General features: G+C 69.8%; 12 protein-coding genes and 1 other RNA gene. 3 read left to right on the forward strand and 10 right to left on the reverse strand.

The window, feature by feature from the left end:
- Positions 1–20: 20 nt before the first annotated feature.
- Complete coding sequence (locus IC607_RS02135; RefSeq protein WP_191785333.1) at positions 21–3851, forward strand: GDSL-type esterase/lipase family protein; 3831 nt, start codon at positions 21–23, stop codon at positions 3849–3851.
- Between the two features lie 230 nt (positions 3852–4081).
- On the opposite strand, the gene IC607_RS02140 is transcribed toward IC607_RS02135, so the two are convergent.
- The 7 genes from IC607_RS02140 to recR all read right to left on the reverse strand — a co-directional run bounded on the left by IC607_RS02140 (position 4082) and on the right by recR (position 12780).
- Positions 4082–4630: a GrpB family protein gene (locus IC607_RS02140; RefSeq protein WP_191785334.1), complete on the reverse strand. Its 549-nt coding sequence runs from the start codon at positions 4628–4630 to the stop codon at positions 4082–4084.
- A 27-nt stretch (positions 4631–4657) separates the two neighbouring features.
- Entirely contained in the window at positions 4658–4993 is a 336-nt protein-coding gene (locus IC607_RS02145) for a hypothetical protein (RefSeq protein WP_191785335.1), read from the reverse strand.
- A gap of 518 nt (positions 4994–5511) precedes the next feature.
- The gene (locus IC607_RS02150) at positions 5512–8787 is read right to left on the reverse strand and encodes a glycoside hydrolase family 48 protein (protein ID WP_191785336.1); all 3276 of its coding nucleotides are present in this window, start codon (positions 8785–8787) and stop codon (positions 5512–5514) included.
- A gap of 348 nt (positions 8788–9135) precedes the next feature.
- Complete coding sequence (locus IC607_RS02155) at positions 9136–10194, reverse strand: aspartate-semialdehyde dehydrogenase (RefSeq protein WP_191785337.1); 1059 nt, start codon at positions 10192–10194, stop codon at positions 9136–9138.
- Positions 10191–11462: an aspartate kinase gene (locus IC607_RS02160; protein ID WP_191785338.1), complete on the reverse strand. Its 1272-nt coding sequence runs from the start codon at positions 11460–11462 to the stop codon at positions 10191–10193. The genes IC607_RS02155 and IC607_RS02160 overlap by 4 nt, the downstream gene beginning before the upstream one ends.
- 114 nt (positions 11463–11576) lie before the next feature.
- Positions 11577–12149 (reverse strand): DUF5063 domain-containing protein, encoded by a 573-nt coding sequence (locus IC607_RS02165; protein ID WP_191785339.1) that lies wholly within the window; start codon positions 12147–12149, stop codon positions 11577–11579.
- Between the two features lie 31 nt (positions 12150–12180).
- Positions 12181–12780 (reverse strand): recombination mediator RecR, encoded by a 600-nt coding sequence (gene recR, locus IC607_RS02170; RefSeq protein ID WP_191785340.1) that lies wholly within the window; start codon positions 12778–12780, stop codon positions 12181–12183.
- A 125-nt stretch (positions 12781–12905) separates the two neighbouring features.
- Here recR and IC607_RS02175 point away from each other — a divergent pair, with 125 nt between their 5' ends.
- Entirely contained in the window at positions 12906–13421 is a 516-nt protein-coding gene (locus IC607_RS02175) for a hypothetical protein (RefSeq protein ID WP_191785341.1), read from the forward strand.
- Between the two features lie 119 nt (positions 13422–13540).
- Here the strand turns inward: IC607_RS02175 and IC607_RS02180 are convergent, their stop codons facing one another.
- The 3 genes from IC607_RS02180 to ffs all read right to left on the reverse strand — a co-directional run bounded on the left by IC607_RS02180 (position 13541) and on the right by ffs (position 16970).
- Entirely contained in the window at positions 13541–16144 is a 2604-nt protein-coding gene (locus tag IC607_RS02180; RefSeq protein ID WP_191785342.1) for a DNA polymerase III subunit gamma and tau, read from the reverse strand.
- A 53-nt stretch (positions 16145–16197) separates the two neighbouring features.
- Complete coding sequence (locus IC607_RS02185; protein ID WP_191785343.1) at positions 16198–16818, reverse strand: LysE family transporter; 621 nt, start codon at positions 16816–16818, stop codon at positions 16198–16200.
- Positions 16819–16873: 55 nt separating this feature from the next.
- Positions 16874–16970: signal recognition particle sRNA small type (ffs, locus tag IC607_RS02190), an RNA gene on the reverse strand.
- A 99-nt stretch (positions 16971–17069) separates the two neighbouring features.
- Between ffs and IC607_RS02195 the strand changes: the two genes are divergently transcribed.
- Complete coding sequence (locus IC607_RS02195; RefSeq protein ID WP_191785344.1) at positions 17070–17549, forward strand: hypothetical protein; 480 nt, start codon at positions 17070–17072, stop codon at positions 17547–17549.
- Positions 17550–17575 lie beyond the last annotated feature (26 nt).

The raw sequence follows: 17575 nt of genomic DNA on the forward strand, positions 1-17575 counted from the left end.
AGTCGAAGGATGTCGCTTGGATGCTCGCGGGTGATGCGAACGGCCTTAACGTGCTGAAGGCTGCAGGCAAGGACGGCTACGCCTGGGAGACCGTCGCGACCCTGTCACAGGAAGGTCTGCAGACCGATCGCTGGATCGGGAACGCATGCGCCACCGCGTCCGGAAGGCGGCTCGTCGTCACGTACGCGCCGCGCGGGTTCACCAACAGCGCGGATCTCAGCGATCGAGGTGCTTTCACATCGGTGGTCGACCTCAGCACGGGCGAAGTCCGTCGCCTACCGGTCCTGAGCAGCCTATCGTCGTTCACTCCGTCCTGCGGCCTGGGCGAGGACGCCCTCTTGACAGTTGCTGGAGGTGAGGAGATCGAAGCGACGCGCCTCGTGAAGGTAGACGCCGTGGCAGCTACGGTGGCGCCCCCGATCGAGGTCGGGGGTCAGGTGACGAGCGCCATCCTGACAAGCGACGGGATCGTGGCTGCCGCGGGCCTGAGCGTCGTCAAAGTGGGAAATGCCGGGAGGCTCGAGCAGCTCACCCCCGCCACCTCAGCGCCCTACGGATTGACCCGCGATTACTCCGGCGGAGTCGTCTACCTGGATCATGAGCGGGGTCGCGCGAGCGTTCACCGACTTGATCGGCGGCGCATCAAGACCGCCGCCCCGGCGAAGGCTCCCAAACCGTTCGCCGTCGGTGCCTTAGACGAGGTCGACATCACCGCAAGTGCGACCGGGAAGGTCCTAGTCACCGGTGAAAGCGAGACCGTCGGGGACGTCCCGGCGACGGTGACCATGACGGAGGCTCCGACCGATTCGGCCGCGACCATATTGGGTGAGGCCACCATTTCGGTCGAGTCCATCGACGTCTCGGGTCTCCCGGTCTCAGACACTCAGCTCGACCCGACCGTTCCGTCGGCGCTCATCGACCTGTCCGTCCGCAGTGTCGCTACGGGCGAGTCGGGGGCGCTCTCCGTGCGCCCCAACTCGATCTCGACCGCTGGGGACCAGAGCGGGCTCGCGGCCGGCGCATCGCCACCGTCCCAAGCGTCTGTTCCAGACGCAACCAGGGTCACGCCCACCGGCGTCGACGCGGGCAAGTCGGCAGACACGACGCGCTCGTCCGCAGCGGCCGCGGCGCAAGGGGAACAGCCTGCAGGAAGTTCGTCGAACCCCATCGAGGCCGAGCGTGCGTGCTCAGTTCCCATGAATGACCCGCGCAACCAGGCCCTGCAGCCAAAGCCGCGTCAGGTCGAGTGGGCAGTCAACCAAGCCGTCAATGGCGCGCTGAACGTCGCACGTCCAGCGAACTACAAGAGCTGGGGCCTTCCCGCGTACACGCCGCAGGGAATGTTTCCGAACATCACCCTCACTGACTCCGCCGGTAAGCCCTCGACCACTGGCGTGCCGTCACAAGTACTACTTGGTCTATTCGCTCAAGAATCGAACCTGTGGATGACACCGGGATACGCAGCCCCGGGTCTGACCGCGAACCCACTTGTCGGGCGGTACTGGGGCCAGGATTCGACCCTGCCCACAGCCGACGAGAAGTGGGCTATTGACTGGAACGCGGCCGATTGCGGCTACGGGATTGGTCAGGTCACCGACGGCATGCGGCGAGAGGCGATGCGCCTCCCGACAGACACGACGGTCCGGACGACAGCTCAGCAGCGTGCCATCGCCCTAGACTTTGCTGCCAACGTGGCCGCTAGTCTGCAGATCCTCGAGACAAAGTGGAACGAGACCGGTGCCGCGGGCGTCACCATCAACGATGGCAACCCGGCCCGCATCGAGAACTGGTACTACGCTCTGTGGGCATACAATTCGGGCTTCCACCCCGAGGCTGCGAAGAATTCCGAAGGCAACAACGGCGCCTGGGGCCTCGGATGGCTTAACAATCCTATCAACCCTAGGTTCATGGCCGGCCGTGGATCCTTCGGCGAGAATCCCAACGACTTCACACACCCGGGAGACTGGCCCTACCAGGAGCGCGTCCTCGGTTTCGCTGCATACCCGCCCAGCCTCTTCGAGTCACCCGGAGTAGAGGTTCCCGCGTTCCGGCCCGCGACGTGGAACGGCACGTCCGACACAGCGCCGAAGAATAGGCGATCGGTACAACCCCCCAGCGACGCGTTCTGCGTTGCTGCAAATCAGTGCAACCCGAGTGACGACAATTACTCGTACGATGGCGTCTGGATCAGATGGGGTGCGTGTGGGCACAAGAATCCATCCGGCCAGTATGACGGCAAGTGCTGGGTGCACTGGAACACGACCTGGAAGACGAATTGCGATCTGGATTGCGGTCGGCCGTTCCTTCGCTTCTCCGTCGGCTACGCATACCAGGCGGACGGCGACTCGTACCCACCCGCCTGCACCCGTGCGGGCCTGCCAGCGAATGCGCTCGTGATCGATGACATCCCCACAGGAACACCCGTGCCAAGGTGCCAAGCCTCAAGCAGTTCGGGCACGTTTACGTTCCTATTCAACGGTCGGCCCGACGGCACGAAGCCATCGAAGTCCGACCTACACCAAATCGGCGGAGGATACGGCGGTCATTTCTGGTTCGCGCACACAAGAAACTCGAATGTGCGCGACAACTCGATGGCCATCAAGGGGACATGGAAGCTCGACCGACCGCTGAACCAGTGGGCGCGGGTGCTGGTGCACCTGCCTTCGCTCGGAGCACATACCCGCCAGGCGACGTACACGATAAACCTGGGATACGGGCAACCGAAGAAGCGGACAATCCTTCAGCGGACGATGAAGAACGGCTGGGTTTCTCTCGGAGTCTTCCAGGTAAACGGCACACCGAGCATCGATTTGAGTACGGTAACTCTCGACGGTGACGCAGAAGACGCGAGCGGAGAGGTCAGAGATCCAAAGAACGAGGATATAGCGTTCGACGCTGTCGCCTTCGAGCCGTTGCCTGCCAAGCCTAAGAACATCGTAGTCGCACTTGGCGACTCTTACTCTTCAGGTGAAGGTGGCACGGTTGCTGGCGCGGCCACATCGTCTTACTACGCGGAGACCGACTTTTTCGGCAACGAGCGCCTGCAGGACAACTGCCACCGCTCTCCTTATACCTGGTCGCGAGTGGCCCAGTTAACGGACTCCGCGACGCCAATCGGGGCTCGCGCCGACGCACTGGACGTGTCGCTCGACTACCACCTGCTTGCCTGCTCCGGCGCGGTGGTCAGGAACGTTCTGCCCAGCGGGACGAAGGACGCGGAGGGTCTACCCAGCGAGGGTCAACACAGCGAACTACCCCAGCTCGACCAGGGGTTCCTCGACGAGAACACCACTCTGGTGACAATGTCGATCGGCGGGAATGACGCTCAGTTCGGCCCGATCGTCACAAAGTGCACTCTCCTTCCACGGTGCGACATAATTGTTCGCAACGAGCCAGCACACATCACGGGCCCGGTCACGGATAGTATCGTGCTGGCGCTCAAAGCAATTCGCACCAAAGCCCCAAATGCGCAAATCATGATCATGGGCTACCCGGAACTCCTGAGTGGACCGGCGGGCGAATGTTCCTTGGGGCTCAGCGCATCCGACCATCGAACTCTCAATTACCTGGCCGACATCCTGCAGGAGCAGATTTCCGTCGCGGCGGATCGTGTGAATGACATCGACCGCGCTGCGCCTGGAGGAAAAACGTTCGTCAACGCCATGAATCCTCAGACCTACTTTTCCGGGAAGGCCATCTGCGGAACTCCGGAGGACGTACACGGAATTTTGCTGAATGGCACGCCTGGAGAGGGTGGCAAAATGCCCTCGCAGCAGTCATTCCACCCCAAGATCGAGGGCTACCAACTGTATGGCCAGGTCTTGACGGACGCGCTCAGGAAGCTTCAATGACCGATTGACATCGAGTGGCTCCGCCGACCCCACTCCGGCATCGGCGGAGCCACTGCATCCACTCGAGGGTCCTAGTTCGGGCACTGGGAGGTCGCGACGGACATCCCACTCCGTCTGGTCCGGAGGTTGCGCACCGCGCTGGTCACTGAGAACGGCGCCCCTTCGGGCGATCAGCGCGACGGCCGATCTTTGCTTCTGCCGGGCGCAGTCCGATTCGGCACCGCGCCCGGTCAGGCGGATCGCGTGCGCGCCCTGCCGATAATGGCGACTACGACTGCGGTCTTCGCATCGGCGTAGGCGTTCATGTCGCTCCAGGCCTGCGCCATCAGCGCCCGCTTGGTGTCCTCGTACAGTCCGCGGTCGTCGGCGTCCCGGCGCAGGTGGTCGCGCAGCAGTAGGTACTCGTCGATCGCGACGTCGCCGCGCTCGTAGACGTGCACGTGGACGTCGCGCTCCGGTGTGCGGACCAGGCGGTGGCCTGGCTCGCGGATGCGCAGCACGTACCCGGCAGCCAGCAGCGGGTCGAGGTAGTCCTCCTCCGCCGTGATGTCCGGCACCGCGACGACGATGTCGACGATCGGCTTGGCCGCCAGACCGGGCACCGACGTCGAGCCGATGTGCTCGATCTCGACGTCCGACGCTGCGAGCGCCGCTGCGATCCGATCGCGGTGCTCCAGGTAGCGATCCACCCAGCCCTCGTCGTACGCGTGCAGGCCGACGACGAGCGGTTCCACTCCCCCGACCAGCTCGAGCGTGGTCACGTCTGGTCTCGCACTCATGCAGCCATGGTCCCAGTCTTCGCCGGCTCAGAGGTCGACGTCCCGATAGCCGGGGGGACGTTCTTCCACGCAGTCGGCGTCGACCATCGTCGACGGCGGAGTAGCACCGGGAGTCACCGTCAGCCGGACGCAGAGCCGCCGATTGGCGTCGTGCACGAAAAGTCCGCCACCGCTCGACGCGGTCGCGAAGAACTCCACGGTGAGCTCCACGCCGGAACTCGTCATGTCGGTCGCGGTGACGAATGCACCGACCTCCGCGATGGCGTCGGTCGCGGTGTCGGCCAGGGCCTGGCCTGCGAGGGTGCTGTGGACCGCAACGGCGAGGTCCACGCGGCTCTGGCCTCCGTAGGCCTTCGTCCGCACGTCTTCCGCCGCCCGGAGACCCAGATCGCTTGAGCAGCCCCCGAGAAGTCCCGACGCAACGGCGACGAGGGCGAGGGCGAGGATGCCTACCGAGCGCGTCCCGAAGACGCAGCCCCGGTGCGGGCTGTCGCGTCGGGTACCTGGTCGCATCTGTCCTCCTTGCCTGAAGTGCTGTGTCGACAATCAGAGTAGCCAGATACCCGATGCGGTCTGGACCCTACGGCTGTGGAGTCGGGATGAGTGAACGACCGAGGTCAAAGACGTAGCCGAGGGTTGCCCACGCGGTCGAGCTCGTGTCGTCTTGGACGCTGTGCTGTCCCCCTGCGGCGAGTGTTCGCGGGCTCCCTGGTCGCCCTGCACTCTGCCTTGCGATCATCGTGACGAGGCCCGTTTGGGTGCGCCCGTGCCTGTGGGAGCGGCGCTCGTCGCGCTCCGCCCCTTCTGAGCTCGGCGCAGACAGCCGGAAGCCCGGCCCCGCGTGGTGCGGGACCGGGCTTCCGGGTGAGTCAGCGGATCAATCAGCCGATGGTGCAGGTTGCTCCGTTGAGGGTGAACGCGGTCGGCTTCGGGTTCTGGCCCGAGTGGGAGCCGTTGAAGCCGATGTCCGTGCTCGCGCCGGGGGCCAGCGTGGAGTTCCACGACATGCCCGTGGCGGAGACGGCCGCGCCGGTCTGCGTCCAGTTGGCGCTCCAGCCCTGGGTGACCTTCTGGCCCGCGGCGAACGAGAAGCCCAGGTTCCAGCTGTTGATCGCCGTGGTGCCGGTGTTGGTGATCTTCACCGACGCCGTGAAGCCGGAGTTCCAGTCGCTGGTCGTGTAGCTGACCTTGCAGGAGCTGGCGGTCTGGGGCGTCTTGGTGGTCAGCGCCAGGGCGGCCGAGGCTGCCGAGACGTTGCCCGCGACGTCCTTGGCCCGGACCGTGTACGAGTACGCGGTCGAGGCCGTCAGGCCCGCGTCGGTGTACGACGTGGTGGTCGAGGATCCGACCTTCGTCGTGCCCCGGTAGACGTCGTACCCGGCCACGCCGGAGCCCGCGTCGGTGGACGCCGACCAGGTGATCGTCGCCGACGTCTCCGTCGTCGTCCCGGCCAGACCCGTCGGCACCGAGGGCGCCGTCGTGTCCGCTGTCGTGCCGGACTTGGTCGTCACGGCCAGCGCCGACGAGGCCGCCGAGACGTTGCCCGCGACGTCCTTGGCCCGGACCGTGTACGAGTACGCGGTCGAGGCCGTCAGGCCCGTGTCGGTGTACGACGCGGTCGTCGACGAGCCCACCTTGGTGGTGCCCCGGTAGACGTCGTACCCGGCCACGCCGGAGCCCGCGTCGGTGGACGCCGTCCACGTCAGGGCCACCGAGGTGTCCGTGACCGTGCCGGCCGTCAGGCCCGTCGGCACCGAGGGCGCCGTCGTGTCCGTCGTCGTCCCGGACTTCGTGGTCAGCGCGAGCGCCGACGACGCCGCCGAGACGTTGCCCGCCACGTCCTTGGCCCGGACCGTGTACGAGTACGCGGTCGAGGCCGTCAGGCCCGTGTCGGTGTACGACGCCGTGGTCGAGGAACCGACCTTCGTCGTGCCCCGGTAGATGTCGTAGCCCGCGAGGCCCGACCCACCCGTGTTGTCCGTCGACGCCGTCCACGTCAGCGACGCGGACGTCGACGTCGTGGTGCCCGTCAGACCCGACGGCACCGAGGGCGCCGTCGTGTCCGTCGTCGGCGTGGTGCCGCCGAACAGGCGGTCGTAGTCCGCCATGGCGCCGGCGACGGCCGTCTGGGCCCAGAACCGGTGGTAGTTGAACGACGGCGCGGCGCCACCGTCCAGGTACGCCTGGACCTTGGACCACTGCGGGTCCTTCTTGTACCAGGAGCGGATGTCCAGGAAGCTGACGCCCGGCTTGATGGCGTCGCCGTTGGGCATGGTGCCCGTCCAGCCCGACGGGATGTAGACGCCGTTGCCGCCGGCCACGTACGGGTCGTCGAACCGCGCGTAGTCCGTGCGGGTCTCCGTCGTCGAGACGCCCAGCGAGTCCTGGTCGGAGTTCCAGATCGCGTCGAGCAGCGACTTGACCTTGGCCTGGACCGCCGTGTCCTTCGCCTTGGCGGCGTAGAACAGCAGCGTGCGCGACAGGTCACCGGCGACGCCGACGTCCTGGCCCGAGCTCTTCACGGTCACGTGCAGACCGGCGTTGGTGCCGGGGTTGGCCTTGCTCCAGGTGTCGGGCTTGCCCGACCACGTCAGGTCGGACGGGATGGACCAGTCGTTGCCGCTGACCTTGATGCCGGCGACCGCCCAGGGGACCCACTTGTCGAGGATCGCCTTGGCGTCCGCATTGCCCGACGCGTAGTACAGCTCCGCGACGCGCTCCATGCCCCAGGCCTGCATGCCGAACCACTGGTTCGACGGCGGGTCGTTGTAGACGGGAGCCTCGGTGTAACCCATGCCGTAGAACGTGGGCGTGCCCGCCGGAGGCGTCGCGTACGCGCCGTCCCAGCTGTTGGTGGCGCCACCGGCGATGCCGCCCTCGGACGACTGCAGCCACTTGTAGAACTCGAGCTGGCGGCCCAGCGAGAAGCTCCAGTCGGACTTGGCGGTCGCCGACTTCGGCGTCATCGTCGGGTCGCTCGAGAGCACCCATGCCGCCAGCGGGTTCTGGTACCCGAAGTGTGCGTGCGACGACCCGATGCGCCAGGCCCAGCCGGCCGACGAGTCGAGCGCGCCGCCCCAGGCGTAGTACCAGCTCAGGAGGCCGTGCTCGCTGTCCTTGCCCGTGCCCGCAGGGCAGGACGGCGAGGTGCAGCCGACGGTCTTGAAGTACTTGTCGAACAGGGCGTACCGCAGGTAGTCACCCATCTTGGTGGCCTTCGCGACCGTGCCGGCGATGTCCGCCTGCTTGCCCTGGGCCGTCGCCCACTGGTTGGCCCAGTAGACGGCCTCGACCGAGCGCGCGTCGGCGTCGGGGGCGTCCGTGTACTTCCACTGCTTGGCGTACGACGAGTCCTTGGTGAACAGGTCCAGGTAGCCGTTCTTGCCGCCGTACTTGAACTCGTCGCACGACGGCTGCGGGACGGTCTCCCAGACCGACTCCTGCGGGCCGCGCTGGAAGGTGTTGATGAAGGACGTGCCGGTCGCGCTCGGGCCGAGCTCGCAGCCCGCGCCCGGCGTGGCGCCGAACCCGTACTTGTTGTCGACGTCGGCGAGCCAGTGCATGCCGTAGACGTCGGAGGTGCCGTACGTGCTCTTCAGCTCGTTGGCGATCGGGTCGACGCCGGACTTAACGCCGCTGTCGAGGGCCGACGGGTACTGCGCCGGGGTGTTGTACTCCGACGCGTACGTCGCCGGGCTGTTGGGGTTGTAGAACGAGTTCGTGGGCTGGTCCGCGCTCGTCGGGATCATGTTCTTCTCGAGCGTGTCCCACGCGTGGTTCAGCGGCGCCCAGTCCTGCGTGACCTGGCCGTAGAGGGCCTCGAGCCACAGCCAGTACGAGTAGGCCTCGGACGTGGTCTCGTGACCGTAGTCGGGGGCCTCGACGATGAGGGTCTCCACCGAGTGGTACGGGATGCCCTGCGGGCTGAAGTACCCGTTGGCCGGGTCCTTGATCTTCTTGTACATCGTCAGGAATCGCTGCGTGTACTCACCGTCGGCCGTGGCGACGGGGGCCGCCGCGGGGACGGCGATGGTCGCCGGGACGGCGGCCTGGAGTGCGGCGTGCGCGGCTTGCATGCCGCAGATCGCCAGCAGCGACGACACCCCGAGGGTGGCCGTGGCCACCCTGGCGTATCGCCGGCGGTTCGATGGGGACATCAGGCGTACCTTTCTGCGCTGCCGGACCGCCCGCCTCGTCGCGGGTGCGGTCCGCCCGCCCGTCGGCGTGCCGAGGCGGACGGTGTCGGAGGTGCTCGAAGACCCCCGTCGGCTGGCAGTCCCGCTCCGGTGCGTGACGACGAGCAGACGGCTGGTCGTCCCCCACCTTTGGGCCACTCACAGGCAGCGTCCAGACACTTAAACGTTTCGCGTGGGAGCGCACCCACTCCCGAGTCAGCCGGGGACGCCCGCACCCCCTCATCACCGAGACAGAGGTTTACGGGCGAGACAGACCCCTGCAAGGGTCTGTCTCGCCCGTAAAGGTCGGTCTCGGGGTCGCGCGTGGCGTCAGGCTGAGGTTCGCTCCGCCAGGCGGGTCGCCAGGAGCTCGGCGATCTGGACCGCGTTCAGCGCGGCGCCCTTGCGCAGGTTGTCGTTGCTGATGAACAGCGCCAGGCCGCGGCCCTCCGGCGCGCCCTCGTCGGCCCGGATCCGCCCGACGAGGGACGGGTCCGCGCCCGCCGCGGCGAGCGGCGTCGGGACGTCGGTGAGCTGGACGCCCGGCGCGTCGGCGAGCAGCTCGGTGGCGCGCTCCGGGGACAGGGGTCGCTCGAACTCGGCGTTGATCGACAGCGAGTGCCCCGTGAAGACGGGCACGCGCACGCAGGTGCCCGAGACGAGCAGGTCCGGGATGCCCAGGATCTTGCGCGACTCGTGGCGCAGCTTCTGCTCCTCGTCGGTCTCGTTCAACCCGTCCTCGACGATCGAGCCGGCCAGCGGGATCACGTCGAACGCGATGTTCGCGACGTACTTGACCGGGTCGGGGAACGTGACCGCCGAGCCGTCGTGCACCAGCGCGAGCGTGTCCTGCTCGACCGCTGCGCGGATCTGGCCGTCCAGCTCCTGCGCACCGGCCAGCCCGCTGCCGGACACCGCCTGGTAGGTCGAGACGGTGAGGCGGCGCAGGCCCGCCTCCTCGTGCAGGACCTTGAGGACCGGCATCGCGGCCATGGTGGTGCAGTTGGGGTTGGCGACGATGCCCTGACCGGCGCCGTCGAGCGCCTCCGGGTTGACCTCGGAGACCACCAGCGGCACGTTCGGGTCACGACGCCAGGCCGACGAGTTGTCGACGACGATGGCGCCGGCCGCGGCGAACCTCGGCGCGTGGACCTTGGACGTCCCGCCTCCCGCGGAGAACAGCGCGATGTCGATGCCGCTCAGGTCGGCCGTCTCGACGTCCTCGACCACCACGTCCTCGCCGCGCCACGGCAAGGTCGTGCCCGCTGACCGGGCGGAGGCGAAGTACCGGATGGTGCCCACCGGGAAGTCGCGCTCGTCGAGCAGGCGGCGCATCACGGCGCCCACCTGCCCGGTCGCGCCCACCACCGCTACGCGCAGCCCGCTCATCGTCCCGTCCCTCCGTACACCACGGCCTGGTCCTCGGCGGAGTCCAGCTCGAACGCCGTGTGCACCGCGCGCACCGCGTCGTCGAGCGAGTCCGCCCGGGTGACCACGGAGATGCGGATCTCCGAGGTCGAGATCATCTCGATGTTGATGCCTGCGTCGGACAGCGCGGCGAACAGCTTGGCCGAGACGCCGGGCGACGACTTCATGCCCGCGCCGACGAGCGACAGCTTGCCGATCGTGTCGTCGTACTGCAGCGACGAGAAGCCGATGTCCGGCTGGCGCTCCGTCAGGGCGGTGGTCGCGAGCGCCCCGTCCGTGGCCGGGAGGGTGAAGGAGATGTCCGTCAGCCCCGTGGCGGCCATCGACACGTTCTGCACGATCATGTCGATGTTGGCGCCCGCGCCGGCGACGACCTCGAAGATGCGGGCGGCCTTGCCCGGGACGTCGGGGACGCCGACGACGGTGATCTTGGCCTCCGAGCGGTCGTGCGCGACGCCCGAGATGATCGGCTCTTCCACGGTTCCTCCTTCGGGCATCTGGCCCTGGACAAGCGTGCCGGTATGGGTCGAGAACGAGGAACGGACGTGCACCGGGACGCTGAACCGCCGGGCGTACTCGACGCAGCGCAGCACGAGCACCTTGGCTCCGCTGGCCGCCATCTCGAGCATCTCCTCGTAGGTGATGTGGTCGATCTTGCGGGCCGACGGCACGATCCGCGGGTCCGCGGTGAACACGCCGTCGACGTCGGTGTAGATCTCGCAGACGTCGGCACCCAGGCCCGCCGCGAGCGCGACGGCGGTCGTGTCGGAGCCGCCGCGACCCAGCGTGGTGACGTCGTTCGTCTCCTGCGTGACGCCCTGGAAGCCGGCGACGATCGCCACCTCCCCGCGCGCGATCGTCTCCCGGATGCGCACGGGAACCACGTCGACGATGCGCGCCCGGCCGTGCACGGCGTCGGTGATGACGCCCGCCTGCTGGCCCGTGAAGGACTTCGCCTTGACGCCCAGGTTGTTGATCGCCATGGCGAGAAGCGACATCGAGATGCGCTCCCCCGCGGTGAGCAGGATGTCCATCTCACGCTGCGGGGGCAGCGGGGTCACCTGCTGGGCGAGGTCGATGAGCTCGTCGGTGGTGTCCCCCATGGCCGAGACCACGACGACGACGTCGTTCCCGGCGCGCTTGACCGCGGCGATCCGCTTGGCCACGCGCTTGATGCTCTCGGCGTTCGCCACCGACGATCCGCCGAACTTCTGCACGACAAGTGCCACGTGCTTTCCCATCTGTCGCCGGCCGCCGTCTCTCTCAACGGTCCGCCGGTTCTTGTGTGTCGCGGTGATGCTAGACGCATCCACCCGTCCGACGCCACGTCTTCTCGAAAGACGTCAGGGCTGCAGCGCGTCGTACTCCGCCTCGGCCGCGACGTCGTCGGCGACGTCGAGGCGCAGGTGACCGAGGATCACCTGCAGCGTGCGCAGGACGCTGGACGCGCGCTCGCCCCAGTCGGACAGGTAGGAGAACTGCCACCACCACAGGGCCTCGAGGACGCCGCCACGCTCGTAGTGCCGCAGGCCCTGCGCCAGCGCACCGGCGATGGCGACGAGGTCGCCGGACAGCGTCGTCGTCTCGACGTCCGCGCCCAGCAGCGGGTCGACGACCTCCGTGTAGTCGTCGATGCCCTCGAGCGCGTTGACCAGGGCGGCGCGCAGCGGTTCCAGGTCCGGGTCCGGGCCGACGTCGGGCTCGAACCGCTCGGAGGGGACGACGTCCGTCGTCGCGCCGAGCCGCGCGCCCGCGGCGAGCAGGTCGGAGACCGCCAGGAGCAGCAGCGGCAGCGAGGCCTCGGGCGTGTGCCCGGCACCGACCTCGGTGATGGTCGTCAGGTAGTCGCGCGACTGGTCCGCGACGGCGCGGGCGATGTCCCGCACATCGGCGTCAGCCGTCCAGGTCTCGCTCATGCGTCCCTCCCGCTCATGCCGGTCGTGCGACTCACGCGCTGATCCGTCGTCGGCCCTCGAACGCGCGGCCCAGCGTCACCTCGTCGGCGTACTCCAGGTCTCCGCCCACGGGGAGGCCGGACGCCAGCCGGCTGACGGTCAGTCCCATCGGGACCAGCAGCCGCGCCAGGTAGGTGGCCGTGGCCTCGCCCTCGACGTTGGGGTCCGTGGCCAGGATGACCTCGGTGACCGTGCCGTCGGCCAGGCGGGACATGAGCTGCGCGATCCGCAGGTCGTCGGGCCCGACGCCCGCAATCGGGTTGATGGCGCCGCCGAGCACGTGGTACTTCCCGCGGAACTCACGCGTGCGCTCGATGGCGACGACGTCCTTCGACTCCTCGACCACACAGATGGACGCGGGCGAACGTCGCGGGTCGCGGCAGATGCGGCACTGGTCCTCCTGCGTCACGTTGCCGCAGATCTCGCAGAACCGGACGCGCTCCTTGACCTCGACGAGAGCGTCCGACAACCGCCGCACGTCCGCCGGGTCCGCCGCGAGGATGTGGAACGCGATGCGCTGCGCGCTCTTGGGACCGACCCCGGGCAGCCGCCCGAGCTCGTCGATCAGATCCTGGACCGCACCCTCGTACACGTCCGCCAGCCTACGGCGTGCGGGGCGCGGTCGGACCGGCGCGCGCCACGCCGCTCCCAGGTTCTTCCCAGCGTGCGGCGGGATGCTCGGCTCCTCACGTTCCCCTTGCCTCCCGTGGAGATCCCGTGCGTCGCACCTCCGTGCTCCTGGCCGCCGTGGCGGTCGCGACCCTGACCGGCACGGTGCTCACCTCGTGCGCCGGCTCGGATCCCGCGCAGGACCAGGCCCAGGCTCTCGTCTCCTTCGGCGGCCCGAGCGGGTGGGCCGCCGACACGGTCGCCGCGCAACCGACCGACGACACCACGGACACGACCGTCGACGGTGTGCCCGTGACGATGACCGCCGGCGACCAGCCCGCCGGTGTGCAGGTGCGGTGGGTCGCCCCGCTGACCGGCTCCGCGACCGACGCCGCGTGTGCCGACCTGGTCGCGTGGTTCGAGCACGCCACGCGCGAGTGGCCGTCGACCATCGACACGTCCAGCATGGCCACGACCTGCGCCGACGACGCCGCGAGGACCGGTGACCCGGTGATCGCCGCCGGTGCCGGACCGGCCCACGGCGCCTACGGGCGCGTCACCTACGAGGCGTCCGTCGAGTCCGGCGAGCTGGTGGCGACGCTCGAGTTCAACGCGCGCGCCTGACCGGCACCACCCCCGCCCCGCTCGGGTCTGCGCCATCCCTGCGCCGCTGGCGCGATCGCTCTGCGAACGTTCGACCTGCGCGAACAAACGCAGAGCGATGGTCCGGCCCGTCAGCGTGATCAGCCGCGGGGGTCGTCGACCTGCTCGTCGATGACCGTGCCGCCGAGCATCTGCGCGATGAGCGGCGCGCCCACCAGGCTGCTGGACGTGATGTCCGGGTCGTCCGGTGACGGGTCGTCGATCTCCACCGCCCGCGACCGCGCGGAGGCGGCAGCGGCTGCGGCGGCGACGCCGCGTTCGCGAGCCGACTGGGCGCCCGGATCGGACGGCGGGCTCGCGGCGCCCCGCTGGTCGGGCGCCGGTGCGGACGCGTTCCCCTGCGCGGAGCCCGGCGCGACCGGGGTGTCCCACGGCGGAGCTCCGGTGCCCGACGACGACGCGCTTCCGCCCGGTCCGGCGGTACCCGGTCCGACGCTGCCGGCGGGTCCCTCCGCCGGCGGCGCCTCGTCCTGCGGCGCAGTCATCCACGGGTCGTCCGGGTCGTCGGCGGGCGGCTCGGCCGGCGGCGGGACGTCGTCCCACGACGCCTGCGCGCGGCGCGTCGCCTCGGCGTCGTGCGGCCCGGTGGGCGTCGACGGTGCCGCGGGGGCCGGGGCGTCGACGGCCGGCGCCTGCCCGCTCGGGCCCTGGCCACCACGGTCGACGGACTCCTTGAGCACACCTTCGACCCGCACGTCGAAGCCCAGGGTCTCGCGCACAGCGCGCGCGACGACGTCCGGGTGGCCGCCGTTGCGGAACGTCGCGGCGAGCGCGGCCGTGTCGAACGACAGCCGCAGCGTCGTCGCGTCCAGGTCCGCGACCTGCGCGTTGCGAGGGTCGACGAGCGCCCACGTCACGCGGCGCAGGCCCTTGATCGTCTCGAGCACCTCCGGCCACCGGCGGCGGAGCATCTCCGTGTCCGGTCCGCCGCTCGACGCGGGCGTCGCAGCCGGCTGATATGCAGCAGCAGGCTGGGGCTCAGCAACTTCGGGTGCAGCAACGTCGGGCGCGGCAGCAGACTCGGGTTCAGCAGCGGCGCCGGGGTCAGCAGCGGCGCCGGGGTCAGCAGACGGCTGCGACGCGGCAGCGCGCTCAGGCTCGGCCATCGGAGCGGCGGCGGGAGCCTGAGGCGTGACGGGTGCGGGAGGAGCAGCCGCCTCGAGAGGCTCGGAAGCGCCGGCAGCTTCGGAGGAGGGGGTCGATTCGGTGGCCGGCACCGAGGACTCGTCGGCCGACGTGGCATCGGCCGGCGTGGCGGCGTCCGCTGCAGCAGCCGAGACCTCCGGCGCCGACGCGACGACGTCGGACTCAGGCCGCGTGGCGGCCGGGCGGGTGGACTCGGGCCGCGGTGCGGGGGCCGAGCGGGTCGACTCCGGTCGGGGTGCCGGGGCTGTGCGATTCGACTCCGGCCGCGGCGTGGGAGCGGCTCGCGACGCGTCGTCGCGTCCCCCCGCCTCCGACGACGCCCCAGCACCGGACGCGTCGGCAGAGCGCACGGGCGCGCCGGAGCCCGCCGGCAGACCACGCTCGAGCCGGTCGAGGCGGGCGCCCAGCCCGGAGCGGTCGTCGTCGACGGCCGGGAGCAGCAGACGCGCCATGAGCAGCTCGAGGTGCAGCCGCGGCGAGGTCGCGCCGGTCATCTCGGTCAGGGCCGCGTTGGCCAGGTCGGCGGACCGGGACAGCTCGGCGGCACCCAGGTGGCCGGCCTGCGCGCGCATGCTGGCCATCTGGTCGGACGGCACGTCGCGCAGCGCGGCGTCAGCGGCATCTCCGGATGCGGCGATCACGATGAGGTCGCGCAGGCGTTCGAGCAGGTCCTCGACGAACCGGCGTGGCTCGTGCCCGGTCGAGATGACGCGGTCGACGACGCGGAACGCGCTGGCTCCGTCCCGCGCGGCGATCGCCTCGACCAGGTCGTCGAGCAGCGACGCCTGCGTGTATCCGAGCAGGTCGGCAGCGCCCGCGTACTCCAGGCCCCCCTCGCCGGCGCCCGCGATGAGCTGGTCCAGGACGGAGAGCGTGTCACGCACCGATCCCCCGCCGGCCCGCACGACGAGCGGCAGGACACCCGACCCGACGGGCACACCCTCGGTCGCGCAGAGCTGGTCCAGGTACGGCACCAGCACGTCCGGCGGCACCAGCCGGAACGGGTAGTGGTGCGTGCGCGAGCGGATGGTGCCGATGACCTTGTCCGGCTCCGTCGTCGCGAACACGAACTTGATGTGCGGCGGCGGCTCCTCGACGATCTTGAGCAGGGCGTTGAACCCCTGCGGCGAGACCATGTGCGCCTCGTCGAGGATGAAGATCTTGAACCGGTCGCGGGCCGGCGCGAACGTGGCGCGCTCCCGCAGCTCGCGCGCGTCGTCGACACCACCGTGGCTCGCCGCGTCGATCTCCACGACGTCGAGCGACCCCGGTCCCCCGCGCGCCAGCTCGACGCACGACGGGCACACGCCGCAGGGGGTGTCCGTCGGCGTCTGCTCCGTGTTCTGCGCGCAGTTCAGGATGCGCGCCAGGATGCGCGCGGACGTCGTCTTGCCGCACCCGCGCGGCCCGGAGAACAGGTACGCGTGGTTGACCTGACCACTGCGCAGGGCCTGCCGCAGGGGCGCGGTGACATGGTCCTGCCCGATGACCTCGGCGAAGTTCTCCGGCCGATAACGGCGGTACAGGGCTGTGCTCACCCCCGCACCCTAGACGCCCCCACCGACACACGACGACGCCGCTGTGGACGGGTTCACCCCACCAGCACCCACGTCGCCAGGCCGATCACGAGCAACGAGCCGATCGGCGACACCCAGGACCGCAACCGCTCATCGAGCCGCGCGCCCACGATCCCGCCCGCGAGCACCAGCAGGAGCTGCCACGCCGCCGACGCGACCGCGACGCCGACGACGAACGCCGCAGCGGCGCCCGTGCCGGGCCGACCGTCAGCCAGGCCCGCGACGGCACCCGTCGCGACGGTCGCGAACACCAGCAGCGTGAGGGGGTTGACGGCGGTGAGCCCGACGAAGCGGAGGTAGGTCCGCGACGAGCGCAGCACGCTCTCGTCGGCCGTCACGGGCGTCCCGCGCGACCGCCACCACTGCACGAGCCCGACGATGCCCACGGTCGCCAGGACCAGCCCGCTGACGACCTCCAGCAGGTTCGCGTGCGACTCGACCACCGCGGACAGACGGGTGCCGACGAGCACCGCGAGCACCGCGTACGCGGCGTCGACCGTCGCGACACCGAGGGCGGCTGCGACGGCTCGTCGTCGGCCCGCGACGAGCGCCTCGCGCAGCAGAAGCACCCCGACGGGACCGAGGGGCATCGCGACGGCGAGGCCCGCGACCAGGCCTAGGGTGAGCGCGTGCACGGCCACAGCGTGGCGCCTGGGCGAGCCGCAGGCGAGCACATTCCGAACCCGGGCATGCAAGGACCCCCCGCACACCCGCCAGAGCTCACCTGCCCTTGCTGCCTTCCGGCCCTGGGGGGGTTCAGCGAGATGACGCCGCACGAGGGGTCTGCCGAAGATCCTAACCCAGCGCACGGCCCACCCGACCCACACCCGCACGGATGCCTCGCCGGGCGGTACGGTCCGAGGCAGGGCGACGACGAAGGGGCGAGATGGACGGCGCGGACACCGGGAGCGCGCTCCTCGACGCTCCTTCCACCGTGCGGTCGACCGTCGCCTCTCCCCGTCGCCGCTGGATGCGCGTCGCCGGTGTCGTCGCGGCCGTCGGGGTCGCGGGCTGGGCGTTCGTGGCGCACCTGTCCGCCGCACCCACGACGGTGAGCGACGACCAGGCGTGGGCGGCGACGCACCGCGACGCGCTGGTCGGGATCGAGCGGGACGACGCGACGATCGGGGAGCTCGCCGCCGACGTCCGGGCGCACGGCCTGCACGGCCCTGCCGGCGCGACGGCGGCCGCGGTCGATCACGCGACGGGTGTCCTGGCGGACCTCGTCGATGCGGTGGCGAGCGGCGACGAGGCGCGGGCCCTCGATCGCCGGGACGCGCTCCACGACGCGCGGCTCGAAGCGCTCGACGCGCATCAGGATCTCGAGCGGGCGATGCACCGCGTCGGGATCGGTTTTCACGGCTGATCCGCGGACTGGTTCGCCCTCTCCAC

Origin of the sequence: Cellulomonas sp. JH27-2, from assembly GCF_014837175.1 — a bacterium.
Taxonomy (GTDB): domain Bacteria; phylum Actinomycetota; class Actinomycetes; order Actinomycetales; family Cellulomonadaceae; genus Cellulomonas.

Coding starts and splice junctions, on each gene's coding strand:
- IC607_RS02135 (WP_191785333.1), top strand. CDS start 21: ATGCTCGCGGGTGATGCGAACGGCCTTAACGTGCTGAAGGCTGCAGGC.
- IC607_RS02140 (WP_191785334.1), bottom strand. CDS start 4,630: ATGAGTGCGAGACCAGACGTGACCACGCTCGAGCTGGTCGGGGGAGTG.
- IC607_RS02150 (WP_191785336.1), bottom strand. CDS start 8,787: ATGTCCCCATCGAACCGCCGGCGATACGCCAGGGTGGCCACGGCCACC.
- IC607_RS02155 (WP_191785337.1), bottom strand. CDS start 10,194: ATGAGCGGGCTGCGCGTAGCGGTGGTGGGCGCGACCGGGCAGGTGGGC.
- IC607_RS02165 (WP_191785339.1), bottom strand. CDS start 12,149: ATGAGCGAGACCTGGACGGCTGACGCCGATGTGCGGGACATCGCCCGC.
- IC607_RS02195 (WP_191785344.1), top strand. CDS start 17,070: ATGGACGGCGCGGACACCGGGAGCGCGCTCCTCGACGCTCCTTCCACC.